Annotated in this window: 16 protein-coding genes; 6 read left to right on the top strand and 10 right to left on the bottom strand. The window is 38.2% G+C overall.

Features of this window, described 5'->3' with window-relative positions; genetic code table 11:
- The first annotated feature begins 17 nt into the window (after positions 1-17).
- Complete coding sequence (locus tag R2R28_RS09245; RefSeq protein WP_316825391.1) at positions 18-992, top strand: polyprenyl synthetase family protein; 975 nt, start codon at positions 18-20, stop codon at positions 990-992.
- 173 nt (positions 993-1165) lie between these two features.
- On the opposite strand, the gene R2R28_RS09240 is transcribed toward R2R28_RS09245, so the two are convergent.
- The 3 genes from R2R28_RS09240 to rplU all read right to left on the bottom strand — a co-directional run bounded on the left by R2R28_RS09240 (position 1166) and on the right by rplU (position 3899).
- Positions 1166-2026, bottom strand: a complete 861-nt coding sequence (locus R2R28_RS09240) for a hypothetical protein (RefSeq protein WP_316825390.1) — start codon at positions 2024-2026, stop codon at positions 1166-1168.
- 1086 nt (positions 2027-3112) lie between these two features.
- Positions 3113-3535: a 50S ribosomal protein L27 gene (gene rpmA / locus R2R28_RS09235; RefSeq protein ID WP_316825389.1), complete on the bottom strand. Its 423-nt coding sequence runs from the start codon at positions 3533-3535 to the stop codon at positions 3113-3115.
- A 52-nt stretch (positions 3536-3587) separates the two neighbouring features.
- Positions 3588-3899: a 50S ribosomal protein L21 gene (gene rplU / locus R2R28_RS09230; protein WP_316825388.1), complete on the bottom strand. Its 312-nt coding sequence runs from the start codon at positions 3897-3899 to the stop codon at positions 3588-3590.
- A gap of 1079 nt (positions 3900-4978) precedes the next feature.
- Here rplU and R2R28_RS09225 point away from each other — a divergent pair.
- Complete coding sequence (locus R2R28_RS09225; RefSeq protein WP_316825387.1) at positions 4979-5929, top strand: GLPGLI family protein; 951 nt, start codon at positions 4979-4981, stop codon at positions 5927-5929.
- A complete protein-coding gene (locus tag R2R28_RS09220) occupies positions 5926-8586 on the top strand; it encodes a TonB-dependent receptor (protein ID WP_316825386.1) in 2661 nt (886 codons plus the stop codon). Before R2R28_RS09225 ends, R2R28_RS09220 begins: the two co-directional genes overlap by 4 nt.
- Before the next feature lie 145 nt (positions 8587-8731).
- On the opposite strand, the gene R2R28_RS09215 is transcribed toward R2R28_RS09220, so the two are convergent.
- From R2R28_RS09215 to R2R28_RS09200, 4 genes are all read right to left on the bottom strand, one after another.
- On the bottom strand, positions 8732-10228 hold the full coding sequence (locus tag R2R28_RS09215) for a M56 family metallopeptidase (protein WP_316825385.1): 1497 nt from the start codon (positions 10226-10228) through the stop codon (positions 8732-8734).
- A 5-nt stretch (positions 10229-10233) separates the two neighbouring features.
- Complete coding sequence (locus R2R28_RS09210) at positions 10234-10596, bottom strand: BlaI/MecI/CopY family transcriptional regulator (RefSeq protein ID WP_316825384.1); 363 nt, start codon at positions 10594-10596, stop codon at positions 10234-10236.
- A 264-nt stretch (positions 10597-10860) separates the two neighbouring features.
- Positions 10861-11310, bottom strand: coding sequence for a hypothetical protein (locus R2R28_RS09205; RefSeq protein WP_316825383.1), 450 nt, complete (start codon positions 11308-11310; stop codon positions 10861-10863).
- A 158-nt stretch (positions 11311-11468) separates the two neighbouring features.
- On the bottom strand, positions 11469-12851 hold the full coding sequence (locus tag R2R28_RS09200; RefSeq protein ID WP_316825382.1) for a dicarboxylate/amino acid:cation symporter: 1383 nt from the start codon (positions 12849-12851) through the stop codon (positions 11469-11471).
- A gap of 162 nt (positions 12852-13013) precedes the next feature.
- Between R2R28_RS09200 and R2R28_RS09195 the strand changes: the two genes are divergently transcribed.
- The 3 genes from R2R28_RS09195 to R2R28_RS09185 are packed head-to-tail and all read left to right on the top strand — an operon-like array spanning position 13014 to position 14700.
- Entirely contained in the window at positions 13014-13511 is a 498-nt protein-coding gene (locus R2R28_RS09195; protein ID WP_029275756.1) for an RNA polymerase sigma factor, read from the top strand.
- On the top strand, positions 13498-14097 hold the full coding sequence (locus R2R28_RS09190) for a hypothetical protein (RefSeq protein ID WP_316825381.1): 600 nt from the start codon (positions 13498-13500) through the stop codon (positions 14095-14097). The genes R2R28_RS09195 and R2R28_RS09190 overlap by 14 nt, the downstream gene beginning before the upstream one ends.
- A gap of 36 nt (positions 14098-14133) precedes the next feature.
- Positions 14134-14700: a DUF922 domain-containing protein gene (locus R2R28_RS09185; protein ID WP_316825380.1), complete on the top strand. Its 567-nt coding sequence runs from the start codon at positions 14134-14136 to the stop codon at positions 14698-14700.
- Here the strand turns inward: R2R28_RS09185 and R2R28_RS09180 are convergent.
- From R2R28_RS09180 to R2R28_RS09170, 3 genes are all read right to left on the bottom strand, one after another.
- On the bottom strand, positions 14689-15060 hold the full coding sequence (locus tag R2R28_RS09180; RefSeq protein ID WP_316825379.1) for a diacylglycerol kinase family protein: 372 nt from the start codon (positions 15058-15060) through the stop codon (positions 14689-14691). The genes R2R28_RS09185 and R2R28_RS09180 overlap by 12 nt on opposite strands.
- A gap of 412 nt (positions 15061-15472) precedes the next feature.
- Positions 15473-16087 (bottom strand): hypothetical protein, encoded by a 615-nt coding sequence (locus R2R28_RS09175; RefSeq protein WP_316825378.1) that lies wholly within the window; start codon positions 16085-16087, stop codon positions 15473-15475.
- A 62-nt stretch (positions 16088-16149) separates the two neighbouring features.
- Positions 16150-18060, bottom strand: coding sequence for a beta-N-acetylhexosaminidase (locus tag R2R28_RS09170; RefSeq protein ID WP_316825377.1), 1911 nt, complete (start codon positions 18058-18060; stop codon positions 16150-16152).
- Positions 18061-18302: the final 242 nt, after the last annotated feature.

Here is an 18302-nt window from a genome sequence, read left to right as displayed (position 1 = left end):
AATGTTCAAAGCAAAGCATGCATACTACAGAACAATTACAGCAAATTTTAGATACTGCAATACAAAATTTAAAGTTTCCGGACCACCCTAAACAGCTTTACGATCCGATTACTTATATCATTAATCTTGGCGGAAAACGCGTGAGACCACTGTTGGTTTTAATGGCTACCGAACTTTTTGGCGAAGATGCGAACCAATCTGTCCACGCGGCAATGGCTATCGAAGTTTTTCATAATTTCACACTTGTTCATGATGATATTATGGACAATGCACCACTCCGCAGAGGTCAAGCTACCGTACATGAAAAATGGAGTACTAATGTGGCCATTTTAAGTGGCGATGTGATGATGGTAGAAGCCAATAAAAACCTTGCTAAAGTAAATCCTGTCTTCCTTAAAGATGTGCTGGATACCTTTAATACCACCGCACAAGGCGTTTGTGAAGGTCAGCAGTTGGATATGGAATTTGAAGGTCGCGATGATGTAAGTATCGAAGAATACATCAACATGATCAGGCTGAAAACGGCTGTATTGCTTGGTGGAGCACTAAAACTAGGGGCAATTATTGCAGGTGCGTCAGAAAAAGATGCAGATCTGATTTATCAGTTTGGAGAAAATATCGGAATTGCCTTTCAGTTACAGGATGATATTTTAGACGTGTATGCCGATCCTGAAAAATTTGGAAAACAGGTTGGTGGCGATATTATTGCCAATAAAAAGACTTTCCTGCTCTTAAAAGCTTTTGAACTCGCCAAAGGTGAAACCCGTGCATCATTAGATACCTGGACAGGCTATAAAGAATTTAACGCACAGGAAAAGGTAGAAACTGTCCGCCAGGTTTACGATACGCTGGATATCCAGGAAATTGCCAGAGAAAGCATGAATAGCTACCGGAACAAAGCCTTAGCTGTATTCGATCAGATTAATGTGAACGATGAAAAGAAAGCAAACCTTTTAACGCTTACCGAACAGTTAATGGCCAGGGAGTATTAAATTTCATCGTCATCATCTCGACTTAGAAAAAATTTCAAAGAAAAATTCGTCATTGCGAGGAGGCTTCTTCAGCCGAGGAAACAATCTTACAACTATCGCTATTAGCGTTCGCATTAAGATTGCTTCATCCAATGAAAAATTGGCTTCGCAATGACGCACTTCATTTATTTTATCTAAGCTTTCGCCAATTTATATTTAATCCAGAAATCAGATGATTTAGCAGAAGATTCGCCGCCTTGTGCTGATCTTTGACCGCCACCGCCCATTCCACCTCTTCCACCACCACCCATACCACCACGGCCACCTCCGCCCATGCCTCCGCCTCCCATTCCACCTCTGCCGCCAGATCTACCTCTTCCACCGCCGCCCTTCTCACCTTCTGGAGCACCCTGTCTTTTAAATCCAGATTTACCAGGTTCATTTATTTTAATATTGTAAACGAGCGGTTTTTTAAAATCTAAGCCAACCTGTAACTGTGCTAATGGAATGCTTAACTCATAAATTAAATCTCTGTTTGGATGGATACTCATTCCTGTTTCAATTCCATCCTGATTGATCGCAGGCAACTCGCCATCAGGAATATTTTTAAAACCCGATACCCGGATGCTTTTATTCATCGCAGCGGGATCATGCATTTCATTTTCCCTTTCTGTTGGTAACGCAGCATGATCGTGATGTTCTTCCCCCTCCTTTGGCATTGGCGGTCTTTCCATTAATGGAAAGGTTAATTTCATTCCATCTTTCTTCTTTCCTGCAGTATTAATATTTAGCGTAATACCACCTCTTAATACACTAAAAGTTGTTTGTGGATCTAACGATTCGATAATAACATACAGGTTTTTATCGTCGTTGGCCAATGCAAAGGCTAATTTAGTAGCATCATTATACTGGTTAAGTGGCTCATTCCATTCGTTCGATATGCCATCGGCTTTAAATGGTTTTACCATGCGGATATTATCTTCTACATCTTGTGCATGTAATAAACGGCCCGAAATAAGTAATGTGATTAATAAGGATATTCTCTTCAGATTCATTTGGATTGTTTTTAAATCAATACTCAAATCTAAATCAGCGAAATGTTAATTTTTGTTATTTAACATGGTTTAACAATTAAGTCAATAGTCGGGAGTCCTCAGCAGTCTTTCCTCGGCTACCGATGGAAAATCGGTAAAGGTCCGCCACCGCCGATGGGCTCTTTCTTTTTGCTGCCAAAAAGACCAGCGAAGCTAGCTTGAACACAATTTAAAAACGGGAACAAGTGAAAAAACAAAAACCACCGGCAGAAAATTTATTCATTTTTTGATGTAATTTTCAATGGTATTCATGAGGGCTTACGCCGTTTTCTTTCGAAGTAAGTGGTATTGGCTAAAACAGTGGGGCCTGATCCCGATGCCTTGATCGGGAGTTAGGCCGGATTTACGTAGAACGGGAAATGGTGCTAAGGCCTAGCTGGATGGAAATGTACATTTCGCATAACGCGCTTATTTTTAAACTATTGCAAAACAACGGCTATGGTAGAGGTTAGAATTTTCAAATACATTGATAGGTTTAATGACAGTGCGTAGAATCGTCATTGCCAGCCCGACTGGCAATCGTAATGCCTTAGTAGGGATTGCAGCTTGCATTAAGATTAGCTTCGCTGAGCACTTCGTGGTTCCCGCCTGCGCGGGAATGACGACCACTCTTTAGAATCTGTCATTGATAGCGGAGCTGAGAAATCTGCCAAAAATCGTCATTGCGAGGCACGAAGCAATCTTACTACAATGGGTGGACAAAAAGCATTATATAGTTTTAATACTCAGCGATCGTTGTAAGATTGCTTCACCCGATGAAAAATCGGTTTCGCAATGACGATTTATAGCAGAAATGACCGAACCCAACAATTAACCAACTTCCAATTAACAGTTTACAGTATGCATTGCAACAATTACAACAATCAGTTAACCGATTTAAATAGTTAACCAACCGAACGTTAAGAAAATTAAGATGCAAATGGTCTCTAGAAACAATTTGGCTATGAACTGAACCAATCCACAAATGGCTAATGAACTACTGAACCTATTTTAAACAAAAAAAGTCCCGATTATCATCGGAACTTTTCTTTTATAACTGATTACTAATTATTCTGCAGGTGCAGCTTCTTCAGTAGATTCGTCTTTTTTAGCTGCTTTTTTCGCAGGTGCTTTTTTAGCCGGAGCTTCAACAACTTCTTCTGCTACAACTTCTTTCTTTGCAACTGCTTTTTTAGCAACTGGTGCTTTAGCTACTGCTGCTTCGATTTCAGCGTCGGTGATAGGAAGGATAGATACATAAGATTTGTTATCTTGTTTCTTTCTGAAAACTACCGTACCATCAACTAAAGCAAATAAAGTATGGTCTTTACCGATACCAACACCTTTATCAGGGTGGTGTTTTGTTCCACGTTGACGTACTAAAATGTTTCCAGCGATAGCTAATTGCCCACCGAAAATTTTAATACCTAAACGCTTACTATGCGATTCACGTCCGTTTTTCGAACTACCGGCTCCTTTTTTGTGTGCCATGATTTTATATTTTGTAACTCGCCCAAAAGCGAATTATTGGGTTAACAATTAATTATAGAGTGATGTCAGAGATCTGAATCTTAGTGAAAAACTGGCGGTGACCATTTTTCTTTTTGTAACCTTTTCTACGTTTTTTGTGGAAAATAATTACTTTATCACCTTTTAAATGAGATACGATCTTAGCTGAAACTTTAGCACCTTTAACTGCAGGAGCACCTACAGTAATTGTACCACCGTTGTCAACCAACAATACATTATCAAATTCAATACTAGCGCCTTCATCTCCTTGTAATCTGTGTACAAAAAGGTGCTGGTCTTTAGCAACTTTAAATTGCTGCCCTGCTATATTTACTATTGCGTACATTGTTTAAATATTTGTTTTTATAATTTTTATTTAACGAGGTGCAAATATAGAACAAATTCAATTAACACACAAACACATATCGAAAATATTTTTCACTAAAATCATACAGGATCAGGATTTGGAAGATTTAAGGATTTCAAGATCGATTTATACATTATTTTAATTTCGTTTTCCAGAAAGCAATTTAGGAAATTTGAGTTCTGCATAAGATCCAACAACCATTCTTCTTAAACCCGATTGCAGTGGTGTCCAGATCACAATTAAGCATTTAAATATACGATTAGGTTTTGGTCTGTGAGACACTAACCGGTAGATTAATATCCTTTCCGAAAACTGTTTTTTTTTGAAAAGCAAAGTCTGGTAATGCTTATGTTAAACCTGCCCTGCTGTCCATTCCAAGTCCTCGCTGCGCTGTGGGCTTTTCATTTCCATCAGGTTTAGTTTACAAGTTCAGCTTTTCAAACCATCCTGCCTCACACCTATTACGCCACATACATTATACATAAACCCGATTGCAGTGGTGTCCAGATCACAATTAAGCATTTAAATATACGATTAGGTTTTGATCTGTGAGACACTAACCTGTAGATTAATATCCTTTCCGAAAACTGTTTTTTTTGAAAAGCAAGGTCTGGTAATGCTTATGTTAAACCTACCCTGCTGTCCATTCCAAGTCCTCGCTGCGCTGTGGGCTTTTCATTTCCATCAGGTTTAGTTTACAAAGTTCAGCTTTTCAAACCATCCTGCCTCACATGTATTACGCCATACCTTGTACATAAACCCGATTGCAGTGGTTCCGATTCTTCATCGGAAAGAACGGAAAGCGGGGCCGAACCCCGCCAACAAGCACCCCCATTCATTTACAAATAATAATTAAATACTATTCTATTAGGTTTCAGTCAGTAAAGTAACAACCTATAGAAGAGATTCTTCATTGCCTTCAGACTGACAAATTCTCCGTGTATCTGTGTTAAAAAAACTCATATCAATTCCATTGTTAAAAAATGTTAAATCACTTTTTAATTACGAATATTTCGTAGTTTTACGAAAAGTAAATAGATTAATTTAAACCAATCATCATGAAACGAATCCTAACCCTCTGTTTGGCAATAGCCCTCACCATTTCGGTAAAAGCCCAAAACCCCGATAAAGCACTTGCAAGAGTACGCTACACTTTTACGCATATCCAGGATACCACCCAACGCGATAAACCCCGGATTGAAAACATGCTGCTCGTAACCGGCAAAAATGCGTCTGTTTATACCAGTTATGATAAACTGAACCAGTCGTTGAACATGCAAAAGCAGATACAGGAGCAGATTAAAAACCAAACCGGTAATGGTAATGTGAAAATTGAAGTCAAAAGCGAAACAAAATTCCCTTTAACACAGGTAGATTATTTCTTTTTTGCCAATGAGCATAAAATGATTACCAAAGAACGCCTCTTTAACAATTACCTGGTTGAAGAAACGGCACCGCAGCTAGATTGGAAAATTTTAAAGGATACCATGAGTTTTTCAGGTATTCCATGTCAAAAAGCAACTACTACATTTAAAGGCAGGAACTGGATTGCCTGGTTTGCGACCGAGATACCTTTTCAAAGTGGTCCGTGGAAATTAAACGGATTACCGGGCTTGATTATAGAAGCTTACGATGAGAAAAAGGAAGTGAAATTTACATTTGCAGGTCTCGAAAACGTAAAAGACGAAACGAATCAGGCAAATGCCGGCGACGATGTTAAAATTGCCGCTCCAAATGGTGGTGTAGTAAAAATGGTGGGTATTGATATGAGCACTTCTTACCTCGGCCCGGAGATTAAACTTCCTGCCGATGCCATTAAAACCACCAGAAAAGAACTGGATAAACTTAAAGATGCCAGGGATAAAGACCCCCAAGGCTTTATGCAGGCCCAAATGGCTGCCAATGGCATGCAGGGTTCATTTAAAACCAATAATGCTCCTCACCCTGCCGGCGGTACCGCAATAAAACCTGAAATAAACAACCCGATCGAAATTCCGGAGAAAAAATGAAGAATTATGCGATAATACTGGTGCTTTTGCTCGTTAGTTTTTCGGCCATGGCACAAAAACCGATTAAAGGTTTGGTTAAAGATGCCAATGGAAAAGCGATAGAATCTGTTAATGTAAGTCTGAAAGATGCTGAAGGCAACATCATTAATTTCAGCAGAACCAACCGTAATGGTGAGTTTAGCATTCTAATAAAAAACGATCAGATTTCAGGTTATAAAATAGAGGCTTCGAGTATTGGTTATAAAAAGCAAAGCATGATAATTACTGATGTTGCCAAAAGTTATGATCTCGTGATGCAAAGCAGTGAAACGACATTAGAAACGGTAACAGTGAAAAACCGTCCATCTTTAAGCTCGCGGGGCGATACCTTAAATTACAGACCTTCCGATTTTGCGGATAAACAAGACAGAAGCATCGGCGATGTGCTTAAAAAAATGCCCGGGATCGAAGTTGCAGAAGATGGCAAAATCAGTTATAACGGTAAATCCATTTCTAACCTGTATGTTGATGGCGACAACCTTTTGGATGATAAGTATAACATTGGCACCAAAAGCATCCCACAGGGCGCTGTAGATAAGGTACAGGTGATCCAGAATGATCAACCCATAAAAATGATGCGTAAAAATAACATGAGCGATGATGTTGCGTTGAATCTGGTATTAAAGGATGAAGCCAAACTGAAGGTAATGGGCGATGCTACAGCCGGTGCCGGAATGCCGAACCGTTTTGATGAAAACCTAACGGCCATGTTATTCAATAAAAAACTTAAATTTATCAATAACATTAAGGGCAATAACATTGGTAATGATCCGGGAATTGATCTTACTTCTCATAATTTATCTGATTATTTAAAAAAGCTTGATAACGACAGGCCAAGCAGCCTGCTATCTACCGGCGCTGCCGGTGTTCCCTCTTTGCCACAAAGCAGGTATCTGTTCAATAAAGCAGGCTTAGTAAATTTAAATAATTTATATAAATTTAACCAGGACTTACAGTTAAGGGCAAACCTTTCTTATCTGTATGATGAGCGCCGTCAACAGTACAATAAATTTTCAGAAACTTACCTTTCAGGTCAAACCATCAGTTATACAGAATCGCAGAACAATGCCATTAATCCGCAAAAATTAAGGGCACAATTTAACCTGAATGGAAACGCGGATAAATATTACCTGAATAATAATTTTGTGCTGGATTACGCACCTTTTAAAACTTCGTCGGGTTTTGTAATTAATGGAGTGGCAGCCAATCAGGTGTTAAGTCAGGAAACGCTGGATATTTCCAATGAGTTTAACTACCGGAAAAAATTAAAGTCGGAAGATGTGATTAACCTCTACTCCTATTTAAACCGTACCACCCAACCAGAAAACCTAAACATTACACCCGGACTTAATGCCGACATTTTGAACAATGGCAACAGTTATCTCCGTTTAAGCCAATACCTAAAAATACCAACCTGGTACACCAATAATTATGCATCATTTGCTTTTGTAAACAATCATTTTGTGCAAACCTATAAGGCAGGTTTTAATGTGCAGCAACAACAGCTTAATTCGGAACTTTACCGCACGCAAAATAACCAACAAACCGAATTGGTATCTGGCAATACAGTAAATAATCTTGGTTGGGTTAAAACCAAACTTTATACAGATGCCACTTACGAATTTACCAACGATAAATTAAAGGCCGGAATAAGCTTGCCCTTGAGTTATCACCTGATTAAGTATCGTGATGACATCAATCAACTGGATAAAAGCCTGCATAAATTGTTCTTAAGCCCTTCTTTAAATATTAAATACCAAACCAGTACCGAAAATTATGTAACGGCAAATTATAATTTCCGTAACGATTTAGGCGGAATTGACGACGTTTACCGTGGTACGGTGTTAAAAAACTACCGTTCGCTTTTTGCGAACAATGCTCCGATTTCGGAATCGAAAACGCACAATGTTGGCGCAGGATTTAATTTCAGAAAAGCAATGCAGATGTTTTTCTTTAACATCACGGCAAATTATAGCGATGCCGAACTGAATACCATTTCGTCGTATAGTTTAAGCAACAATATCCAGCAAAGGATAGTATTGCCACTGAGTAACCATGTTCGTACATTTTCATTAGCTGCAAACGCCAGTAAATATGTTTTTGCCTTGAAAAGTACAGTGAGTGCAGGGATTAATTTTTCGCAAAGCAGGTACGATCAATTGCAGAATAATGAATTATTTGCCTTTAACGCACAAACGATTTCTTATAAAGCCGGCATAGAAGCAAAACTCACCAGCTTTATCAATTGGTCTTACCTTGCAAACTTTTCAGTAACGGATAACAAAGCTAAAGTTGCTGATGCAATAAAAACTAATTTCCAACAGTTAAGGCAACAATCAACCCTGGCCATTACCACTGTCAGAAACGTTTATTTAAACTTATCGGCCGAACATTTATTTACGCATCAATCTACACAGCCAAATCTGAAATATCTTTTCGCAGATATGAACATTAAATACAAATACCTGAAAATGAAAACAGATTTTGAATTCGGCATCACCAACCTGGCGAATATTAAAAGCTTTGATGCGGTTTACCTTTCCGCCAATTCGCTTACCACCGGAACCTACTATATTCCGGGAAGAGTAGCTATGTTAAAAGCGACTTTTAGTTTTTAATAAGTAAATCCGTCATTGCGAGAAGGCTTTTTCAGCCGACAAAGCAATCTTAATGCGCATGCAAATAGCGATTGTTGTAAGAATGCCTCATCGTATCTACTCGCAATGACGACCTTTAGCAAAAAACTACGCTATTTGAAACCCATTAAGGTTTCGTAGTAATCTGGATAGCCTGATTATTTCTATCAATTTTCATATCAGAAACTTTATTAAGGTTCAGTTTATCGAGTTGTTCTTTCGTGATTTTATTACCATTCAGGAAATAAGATGTATTTTCTTTCACCATCATTCCATCACCTATTGGATGGTGATTACCCTCTTTTTCATTCGAGATTGTTGCTGTAGATTTTACAATATACATATAGCTAACACCATTTTTCTTTGGTATTGGCAGTTCTTCAAAGTTTCCGCCATTTTTAGCTAACACTTTTACATCAATATTTTTATGATCTGAGTTTACTGTATCGGTAAAGCTGAAATGCTGTACAAAGGTTTTGCCTTTAAAATCGCCATCAGTTTTAAAGCTCATGATTTTTACTTTATTACCCAATCCTTTTAAAACTTCCTCAACTGATTTACGCGAAGAATCTGCCCCATCGGTAATGCTTTTGATAATAAAAGTCATTTTGGTAACGGTATCTGGCGCTTTAAGGGTATCGATTAATATTTTCCCTTTTGCTTTAGGTTTTAGAACAGTTTTGGGTTTTACCTGCACCTCAATAACTTTTTCAGGCAAAACATCATTCACCATTTTAGTGATTGGCGCCAGATGTTTTTTCACTTCTTTTTTATCAATGGTAAATGCCAGGGTAACACAAAGCAATATCGGCAACACAAATAAATAGCGCGTTAAATTTACCTTCGATGAACGTTTGGCATTCATCATTTTGATCCGCTTTTTAAGGTCGGATAGGTTAAAGTTATTTACAATGGCGACTGATGGCTGCAAAGTGCCCACATCAAGCAAACTGTATTGGTAAGCCTTTTTATCAATCCCTTTTTTCAAAATTTTGGCATCGGTAATAAACTCAATATTTTCGCGGACTGCTTTTTTCATCAGCCATACACCTGGGTTAAACCAATAAAAAACCACACAGATTTCGGCAAGAATAATATCTAAAGTATGCCATTCATCTACGTGTACCTTTTCATGTTCGAGAATATTATTTAAATCCTGTTTCTTATGCAGTTGCGGATTGATATAAATGGTTTGCCAAAAACTGAAAGGGCTTACTTCTTCATTCAAAATCCTCACCTTGTAATCAGTCAAATGATCGGGCGAAGAATTTTTATGCATCCTGTAAAGCGAAATAAACTGCACCAGCAATCTAATTGCCATTAGTAACACGCCAGCATAAAAAAGCACGGTTAATACTTGCCAGAATACCGAAATTGCATCCCGCTCTACCAAACGGCTTACCTGCTGGTTTAATTGAGGTACAAAAGCCGGAATAGCATCCTGATGAGTAAAAAAATCAGTCAGGTTAATAAATGGATAAGCTGAAGAAAACACGATCCCAAACAACAGAAACACCCTGTTAATGGTATAGAATGTTAACCTGCGTAATACCAGGTAATAAGTTGCCGAAAACAAGATCAGCACCAGATTAATCTTTAATAGGATGATAAAGAAATGTGGCATGGCATTTACTTTTCAGGGTTCTCAATCAAATTAATAATTTCTTTTAATTCTTCGGCACTGATTTTTTTATCCTTTGCGAAAAAGGCAACCAGCTCTTTATACGAACTTTGGAAATAATTATTTACGAAACCGCTCATAAAGCGTTTTTTATACGCTGTTTCTTTAACCTTGGCGCTATAACGGTTGGCATTGGCAAAACGTTCACTTACCAGATAGCCTTTACGCTCTAAATTTTTAACAGTTGATGCCAGGGTGGTATATGGCGGTTTCGGCTCTGGAAGTACATCCATAAAATCCTTTATAAATCCCTTTTTTATCTGCCAAATGGCCAACATGGCCTCTTCTTCCTGTAACGTTAATTTTTCCATTATTACGAATATATCGTAAATATACGAAAACATCCTAAAAAAGACTGGTTAACCGGTTAATTGTTTGAATCGGTTAACTGAACATTAAACTGACTTATTGGTTGAAGGTTTATTGGTTCATGGTTGATAGCTTAGCGGCTAACCGGTTAATTATTCAAACCGGTTAATTGACGCCAAACGCCCGGCTCTAAACTCCAAACTAAAATACCCTTCGACTCCGGTCATGGTTGACAAATCAAGAGGAATAGCTTAATCGACTTCGGACTACTTCCCGCTTCTTCTCTCCGCCTGGTTTAAGGTTTCGATAATTACTTTTCTCATCTGCACAGCGGCATCCAGCAATTTAGGGTTTCCATCGAAATCTCCGTAAATAATTACATGTTTTGATTTCTTTTTATAATTGAATAATATATCATAACGGGGCACAGCCATTGATTTTGGACTTTTCTTTCCTATAGTATCCGGAAAATTCCACAAACCGATTTCGTTGGCTTTAGCATGCATGTATAAAATATCATCGCTCTTTAAAAAGATCTTTTTACGAACGGTAGAATCTGCACCGGTAACATATTGATATTCGCCTGTAGCAGAATTATAGTTGTTTTCTAAGGTATCTTTTACCCCCCATTTAAATTGCATAGATACAAATTCATTTTTCCTGAAAGGTGCATTCTGGATAATCGGTTTGTAATAGATATAACAATAAATAATCATCGGAACAATGATGCTTAGGGCTAAGAATATTTTTTTTCCTCTACTTGACACTTTTATATTGAATTATTGAATGAATTTTTTAATGATTGAATGAGAGCCATTATTTAATGAATGAATGACTGATTTAATGAATGTTAAAAGACTCAGGACTAAAGACTCTAGACTTCAGACTCCTTCAACTCCCCTTCCCACTTACTTACCACTGCGGTAGCAATACTGTTTCCAACCACATTGGTTGCAGAACGGCCCATATCTAACAATGGATCGATACCAATCAATAGCGCTAAACCTGCTTCAGGAATATTGAAACTGGCAATGGTACCAGCAATAACCACCAACGATGCCCTTGGTACACCCGCAATTCCTTTACTGGTTAACATCAGGATTAAAAGCATGGAAATTTGTTGTTCAAAACTTAAATGAATGCCATAAGCCTGTGCAATAAATAAGGAAGCAAACGTCATGTACATCATCGAACCATCCAGGTTAAACGAATAGCCTAATGGGAGCACGAAACTGACAATTTTATCTTTACAGCCAAAACGCTCTAAAAGCATCATCGTTTTGGGATAAGCTGCTTCACTACTTGCCGTACTGAAAGCCAGAATAGCAGGCTCTTTCATATCGTTTACCAAACGGAAAATACGTCTACCCAATACTAAAAAGCCTAGAAAAATCAATACTGACCATAAAATACCCAAGCCGAGGTAAAACTCGCCGATAAATATGGCATAGGTATTTAATACGTTTAAACCCTGTTTGGCAATAATCGCCGTCATTGCGCCAAAAACGGCTAATGGTGCAAAATTCATCACATAACCGGTCATTTTTAAGATTACATGGGCGATGGCATCAAATGCTTTAATTACCACCTGACCTAAATCGCCAATGGCAGCCGTAGCTACCCCAAAAAATAAGGAGAATACCACAATCTGCAGAATTTCGTTAGTCGCCATTGATTCGGCAATACTTTTGGGAAAAACGTGTGCAATAAAATCTTTAACACTCATTGCGGCTTTCTGAATGCCTGTATTCACCAAATGATCGGGCAATGATAATTTCATGTGCCTTCCGGGTTCGAATAGGTTTACCAGGATCATCCCCAACACCAGCGACATTAACGACATAGCCAAAAACCACCCCAATGTTTTACCACCAATGCGGCCAACGGCTTTAATATCGCCAACTTTGGCTACACCAACCACCAGGGTTGTGAACACTAAAGGCGCAACAATCATTTTAATCAGGCGAAGAAAAATATCGCTCAGCAGCGTAAAATATTCTAATTTTTTCTCCCTGATGTCTTCGTTTTCTTTTTTGATTTTAGCAGTAGCCTTTCTTTCAGCCTTTAACTGTGTGTAAACAATATTTGTTGTATCGGTTGATTTGGCAATGCTTACCTCTATACTTTTAACTTTCGCATCAGCGTTGAGTATTTTCTGGTTGTAAACATCAATAGAGTTCACATTTAAAATGTAGCCCAGTGCAATACCCGCAATCAGCGCTATGAATATAAAAAGCGTGAGTTTGTTTTTCTTCATGAATATAAAAAGTTTGTGGTACTCTTAATTTGGTAAAACTACGATATTTACAGCTTGTAACAAATTTTGATAACGGGTGACATCAAAAAATATATTATTTTTGGCCCTCGGGTGTAACAAAAATTGTACATCATCATCTAAAACGCAACTATAACCCCCTAAATGGAACAAAAAGACAAGTTATTTAAAGAGATCTTCGATTCAAATTCCAAAAAGATATTCCATTTATGTTATGGTTATACCGGCGATACCGACGCTGCAAACGATCTTTTACAGGAAACTTTTTTAAAGGTCTGGCAAAATCTGGACAAGTTCAGGAACAAATCTTTAATTTCTACATGGATTTATAGAATTGCAGTAAATACCTGTTTAACGTATTTGAGGTCCGAAAAAAGACAAGCTAAAGACGAATTAACGGATAACATTATAGAAAATAAAATAGAGGAGTTTTCGGAAAAAAATGAACAGGTTGCCCTCCTTTATAAATGTATCTCGAAGCTCGAAGAAAACGACCGTTTAATTATTACCATGGTGCTTGATGAATTGCCATACCACGAAATTGCCGATATCTCCGGGATAAGCGAAGGCAACTTAAGGGTAAAAATTCACCGAATTAAACAAAAATTAACAGAATTATATAGCCAGTATGCAAGCGTTTGATCAATTACAGGAGTTGTGGCAAAAGCACGAGGTAGAAGTTAAGGTTTCTGCTGATGAAATGCTGCAACAAGCGAAGAAAGAAGTAAATGGATTAAAGCTAAAATCTGCTTTAAACATTGTGGGTATGCTGGCATCCTTTATTGCCATTGCTGCATTATGGATATTTTTTCACTTCGAATCGTGGACTACACACGTAGGGATTGTTATATTTTTAGTTGCCATCCTATCCAGTACCATTGTACTTTACAGAGATCATCGACTGATTTCTAAAAGTGATTTTACAGTTCACCCCAAAGATTTCATCAATAGTCTTAAAATCTATCAACTCAATAGATACAGCTTATATAACAGGATGTACTGGCTTTATACAACAGCCTTATCGTTAGGCTTTATTTTTACTTTTATAGAAATACTGCCTAACTTAAGTTATATCCAAAGAATATTTGCTGTGGGCATTACGATTGTATGGATGGTATTCTGTTCAACCATTTTAAGGAAGGCGGTAATGAGCAGGGAAAAAGAAAGAATTGCTTTATTGATCGAGAAATTTGAGCGCATCAGCGGACAGATTTCTACCCCGGAATAATTTTAGGCACGGTTTTTTCATTGTAAAAAATAACACATGAAGAGACTGATTATACCCTTATTATTTTTGCTTGCTTTGCCATGCACTTTTGCTTTTAAACAAGACCTGGACCAACCGGTACAACTGGATTGGGAAACGCATTTTAAAGGAAAGGCTGATACGCGTTCACCTTTTTTTGCCTTAACCGCCATGACCTGGAAATACAGCTATGAAAGTACGGTTTACCGGAACCGCGTGGTGATTAAGCTTAAAAACGATGTGAGTATAGATAAAACCAGATCGTGGGTAAAGTGGGATAAAATTAAAGATCCTGAAATCAGGGCGAGCCTTTTACACCATGAACAGGGCCATGCCAATATTCAATATGTTTTGCTTTTAGAGGCCGAAAGGGTATTAAAAAACCGGAACTATTCGGTAAGCAATTACAAGGCACAAATTTCTGAACTCGCCAACCAGATCAGCGGTTTTTTTGACACGATGCAACGCAATTATGACGATGAAACTGAACACGGTAGCAATCATAAAATGCAAGCACGCTGGGATGATATTATTCAGGATAAGATGGACGAATCAAGGGCTGCAATGGCAGAATTACAAAAATAGTTTTGGGATAAATACAATGGTTCCAACTGCCACCGCTAAAAAAGCAGCTACCAAAACCGCAGCTGCAGCAAGGTCTTTTACCACTTTAATTTTTGGATGGTAATCAGGAGAAACTACATCAGCGAGTTTTTCTATAGCGGAATTTAAGATTTCGGCAACGAAAACAGCAGAAATTACAGATAAGATCGCAATCCATTCGTAACCGGATATGTTGAGGTAGAAAGATAAAGCAATGGCAATTATAGCAGCAAATAAATGCACTCTTCCGTTATGATCATTTATAAAAAAAAGTTTTAAGCCGTTAAATGCGTATTTAAAGCTCTTGATCCGATCGATAATTGAAAATTTTCCGTTGTTCATTGTTTTAAAATTTAAACTATAAAGAGCTTCAACTACACTCAGGATGACAACTCCAATAAAATTCGTCATTGCGAGGAGGAACGACGAAGCAATCTTTTCCGCCAGCGATCTTTGCTAGAAAGATTGCTTCGTCGGCTGAAAAAGCCTCCTCGCAATGACTAATTTGGCGGTTATTATTACGTCAGGATTCTTCTGTTACTAACATTGATTTTTATACAATAAACTATCCCTCAGAATAACAACTCCAATAAAAAGTGGTTATCTCGACCGGACACAGGGAGAAAGATCTATCCCGAGACAGATTTTGCTTCTCTGAGCCTCAGGGTTCACGACTTCTGTTCACTTAACTCGAAATGACGGCTACTCGATGGGGTTGCCTCTACGCTTAACATCATAGCTTTGGTATTCAACCTCACTTCTTCTTATCCTCCGCCTTCACTTCACCCGCAGAAAAACTATTTCCACTTAATTTATATTGCAGCGTTTTGTTAATCGTTTTAGTGCTATCTGCCGGGTATCTTACAGGGAAAGAACGAAACAGATCGCCGTTTTTAATAAAAAACTTATCGTTGCCGGTATAGCCTTTTTTCTGGTTTGGGCTTAAGGAAGGAAAACCAATTTTATTAAAATCTCCTCCCGCATATTCAAATACCTGGAGATCAGCTATATCTTTTTTGCTTAACAGCTGAATGTACAATTCAGGGTTGCCATCGTTATCAAGATCCATGTTCCAGGCATCGGTAATAATGCCTTTTCGATCTACCGCAGCCGATTTGTAATTGTTACGAATAGAATCAGACATTAAAATCTGGTATCCACCTACCGAGTCTACGCCTTTGCCCCAACTTACGACTTCGAAATTTAATCCGGGTTTTATTTCTATATCCTTATAAAACCGGAAGGGGTTCTTTTCTACCTTCGTCATTTCTGGTTTAACTTCTTTAGGTTTTTCTTCCGTGCATGCAAAACAAAACAGCACCCCTGTAATTAACAAAAGGTGCTGTAATGTATATTTCTGTAGTTTCATTCTATTTGGGTTCATTTTGGTTGCCCCAAATTAATTATTTTAGCTTATCAAAGCAATAAATATTATTTCTTTGCTTCGGCTTTAACCTCAGGTGCCCCGTTGTTTAAAACAGTTTCGGTTACAACACTTCTTCTGCCGCTTGGTGCAATCACAATGGTTTTTAACACCCTTTTTTCTCCCTGTGGAACAGTAATTTTAACTGGAGCGGTATATAAAAATGCATTTTCTGATGGACGAGCCAAATCGATGGTGTAATAAATTTTCGCTCCGGTAACCGGCACTTTTAAATCGATGGTAAAATCGCCGCCTGTTAAAGGTTTATCACTTTGTCCAATTGGCGTAGGCACCCAAAAATTAACCCCCATTTTATCCAAACGTGCCAAATGAACGGGTAAACGTTGTTCTGAAAAGTTCTTTAGATCTTTACGTTCAACCGGCGACCATGCAATTTCGGCTAAGGCCAATAAACGCGGAAAAGCATGATTTTCGGCCTTTGCAGTGGTTTTAATATATTCTGTCCACATGTTTGCCTGTACGCCTTTAATGTATTTACGTTCATCCGCAGCTAATACCTTCGGAATAGGATCGTAAGCATAGATTTTTTGATAAGGTGCAAATCCGCCAATGGTTACGGGTTCGTCAGGAGAGGTAGATTGTTTATGGTCGATATATAAACCCATTGAACCTGGAGTCATAATTACATCGTGTTTTTGTTGTGCGGCAGCAATACCACCATCTTCTCCCCTCCAGCTCATCACCGTTGCATTTGGCGCCAAACCACCCTCTAAAATCTCATCCCAACCAATAATCGAGCGTCCTTTACCATTCACATGTTTTTCGATGGTCTGGATAAAATAACTTTGTAACTCGTGCTCATCTTTCAGGCCTTTTTCTTTCATCAGGTTCTGGCAGAAAGTAGACTCTTTCCAATAGGTTTTAGGCGCTTCATCACCACCAATATGGATATATTTCGATGGAAAAATGGCAATCACTTCATCCAAAACATTTTCTAAAAAAGTAAAGGTATTGGTTGAAGGCACAAAGATATCATCAAAAACGCCCCAGGTTTGTTGCACTTGTTTACCTTTTCTACTGCCCGCCCATGGTGTTTTATCGCTTACAAAAGTATCGCGGTCAGGGAAGCAGCTCAATTCAGGATAAGCAGCAATTGCAGCAGAGGCATGGCCAGGCAATTCGATTTCAGGAATTACGGTAATGTATTTCTCGGCTGCATATCTCACAACTTCTTTGGCTTCATCCTGGGTATAAAAACCTTTAACCGGTGTAAGGTAATTGCCATTGCCAGGGTAATTACCAATGATACTGCCGTTACGTGACGAACCAATTTCGGTGAGTTTAGGATATTTCTTAATCTCCAGTCTCCATCCCTGATCATCGCTTAAATGCCAGTGAAAGGTATTGATTTTGTAATAAGCCAACTGATCGATATATTTTTTGATAAAAGATACCGGGAAGAAATGGCGACAAACATCGAGCATTGTTCCTCGGTAGCTAAAACGTGGATAATCGTTAATGTTAACCGCAGGGATAGTAATTTTATCAGCAACTTTATCAGGCATCATCTGCATGGCCGATTGTACCGCATAAAAAAGCCCCGCTCCTTTTCCTGTTAAAACGACCTGTGTAGGTGTAACTTTAATGGTATAACCTTCAGCTGGTAATTTATCTGCTCCAACAGATGTTAATACTATTGCTTTCTGGTTAGCTTGAGGTGTTTTGGTTTCCCTTAGGGCGAAACCTGCTTTGGTAACGATAAAAGCATTTAATAAATCAGTCATTTTTGCGCCGTCGATGCTCTGATTTACCAAAACTGTGGTTTTATCTAAAATAAAATTACCGTTTGCCCTGGTTATGGCTACGGGTGCAGGTATAATGCCCAAATTGGGATCACTCTGCGCAAATGCACTTGTACTGATTAATACTCCAATAAAAATCGATAATGCTTTGTTCATGTTTAATGTGTGGTTTAGAATAGAATTTATCTGATTAATTAAACCAAGATAGAGATTATGGGCAGATTCCTAATCCCACATTTTTGTTACAATCCAGATCAACCGTTTGACTGAATAGTTTAGCGCAGATAATTCAACTGATTCTTTTTCCCTCAACTTTTTAAGGTTATTTTAACCATAGATAAAAAGGATAAACACAGGTGAAGGCTATGATCTTTTTTTGGAAATGAGGTACAGTAGCA

The organism is Pedobacter miscanthi (assembly GCF_032678605.1).
Classification (GTDB): Bacteria; Bacteroidota; Bacteroidia; order Sphingobacteriales; family Sphingobacteriaceae; genus Pedobacter; species Pedobacter miscanthi_A.
This window is presented reverse-complemented; position numbering and strand designations above follow the sequence as displayed.

What these genes read in the sequence shown, in the direction of transcription:
- R2R28_RS09245 (WP_316825391.1), top strand. Translation starts at nt 18, where the DNA reads ATGCATACTACAGAACAATTACAGCAAATTTTAGATACTGCAATACAA.
- R2R28_RS09240 (WP_316825390.1), bottom strand. Translation starts at nt 2,026, where the DNA reads ATGAATCTGAAGAGAATATCCTTATTAATCACATTACTTATTTCGGGC.
- rpmA (WP_316825389.1), bottom strand. Translation starts at nt 3,535, where the DNA reads ATGGCACACAAAAAAGGAGCCGGTAGTTCGAAAAACGGACGTGAATCG.
- rplU (WP_316825388.1), bottom strand. Translation starts at nt 3,899, where the DNA reads ATGTACGCAATAGTAAATATAGCAGGGCAGCAATTTAAAGTTGCTAAA.
- R2R28_RS09225 (WP_316825387.1), top strand. Translation starts at nt 4,979, where the DNA reads ATGAAACGAATCCTAACCCTCTGTTTGGCAATAGCCCTCACCATTTCG.
- R2R28_RS09220 (WP_316825386.1), top strand. Translation starts at nt 5,926, where the DNA reads ATGAAGAATTATGCGATAATACTGGTGCTTTTGCTCGTTAGTTTTTCG.
- R2R28_RS09215 (WP_316825385.1), bottom strand. Translation starts at nt 10,228, where the DNA reads ATGCCACATTTCTTTATCATCCTATTAAAGATTAATCTGGTGCTGATC.
- R2R28_RS09210 (WP_316825384.1), bottom strand. Translation starts at nt 10,596, where the DNA reads ATGGAAAAATTAACGTTACAGGAAGAAGAGGCCATGTTGGCCATTTGG.
- R2R28_RS09205 (WP_316825383.1), bottom strand. Translation starts at nt 11,310, where the DNA reads ATGATTATTTATTGTTATATCTATTACAAACCGATTATCCAGAATGCA.
- R2R28_RS09200 (WP_316825382.1), bottom strand. Translation starts at nt 12,851, where the DNA reads ATGAAGAAAAACAAACTCACGCTTTTTATATTCATAGCGCTGATTGCG.
- R2R28_RS09195 (WP_029275756.1), top strand. Translation starts at nt 13,014, where the DNA reads ATGGAACAAAAAGACAAGTTATTTAAAGAGATCTTCGATTCAAATTCC.
- R2R28_RS09190 (WP_316825381.1), top strand. Translation starts at nt 13,498, where the DNA reads ATGCAAGCGTTTGATCAATTACAGGAGTTGTGGCAAAAGCACGAGGTA.
- R2R28_RS09185 (WP_316825380.1), top strand. Translation starts at nt 14,134, where the DNA reads ATGAAGAGACTGATTATACCCTTATTATTTTTGCTTGCTTTGCCATGC.
- R2R28_RS09180 (WP_316825379.1), bottom strand. Translation starts at nt 15,060, where the DNA reads ATGAACAACGGAAAATTTTCAATTATCGATCGGATCAAGAGCTTTAAA.
- R2R28_RS09175 (WP_316825378.1), bottom strand. Translation starts at nt 16,087, where the DNA reads ATGAAACTACAGAAATATACATTACAGCACCTTTTGTTAATTACAGGG.
- R2R28_RS09170 (WP_316825377.1), bottom strand. Translation starts at nt 18,060, where the DNA reads ATGAACAAAGCATTATCGATTTTTATTGGAGTATTAATCAGTACAAGT.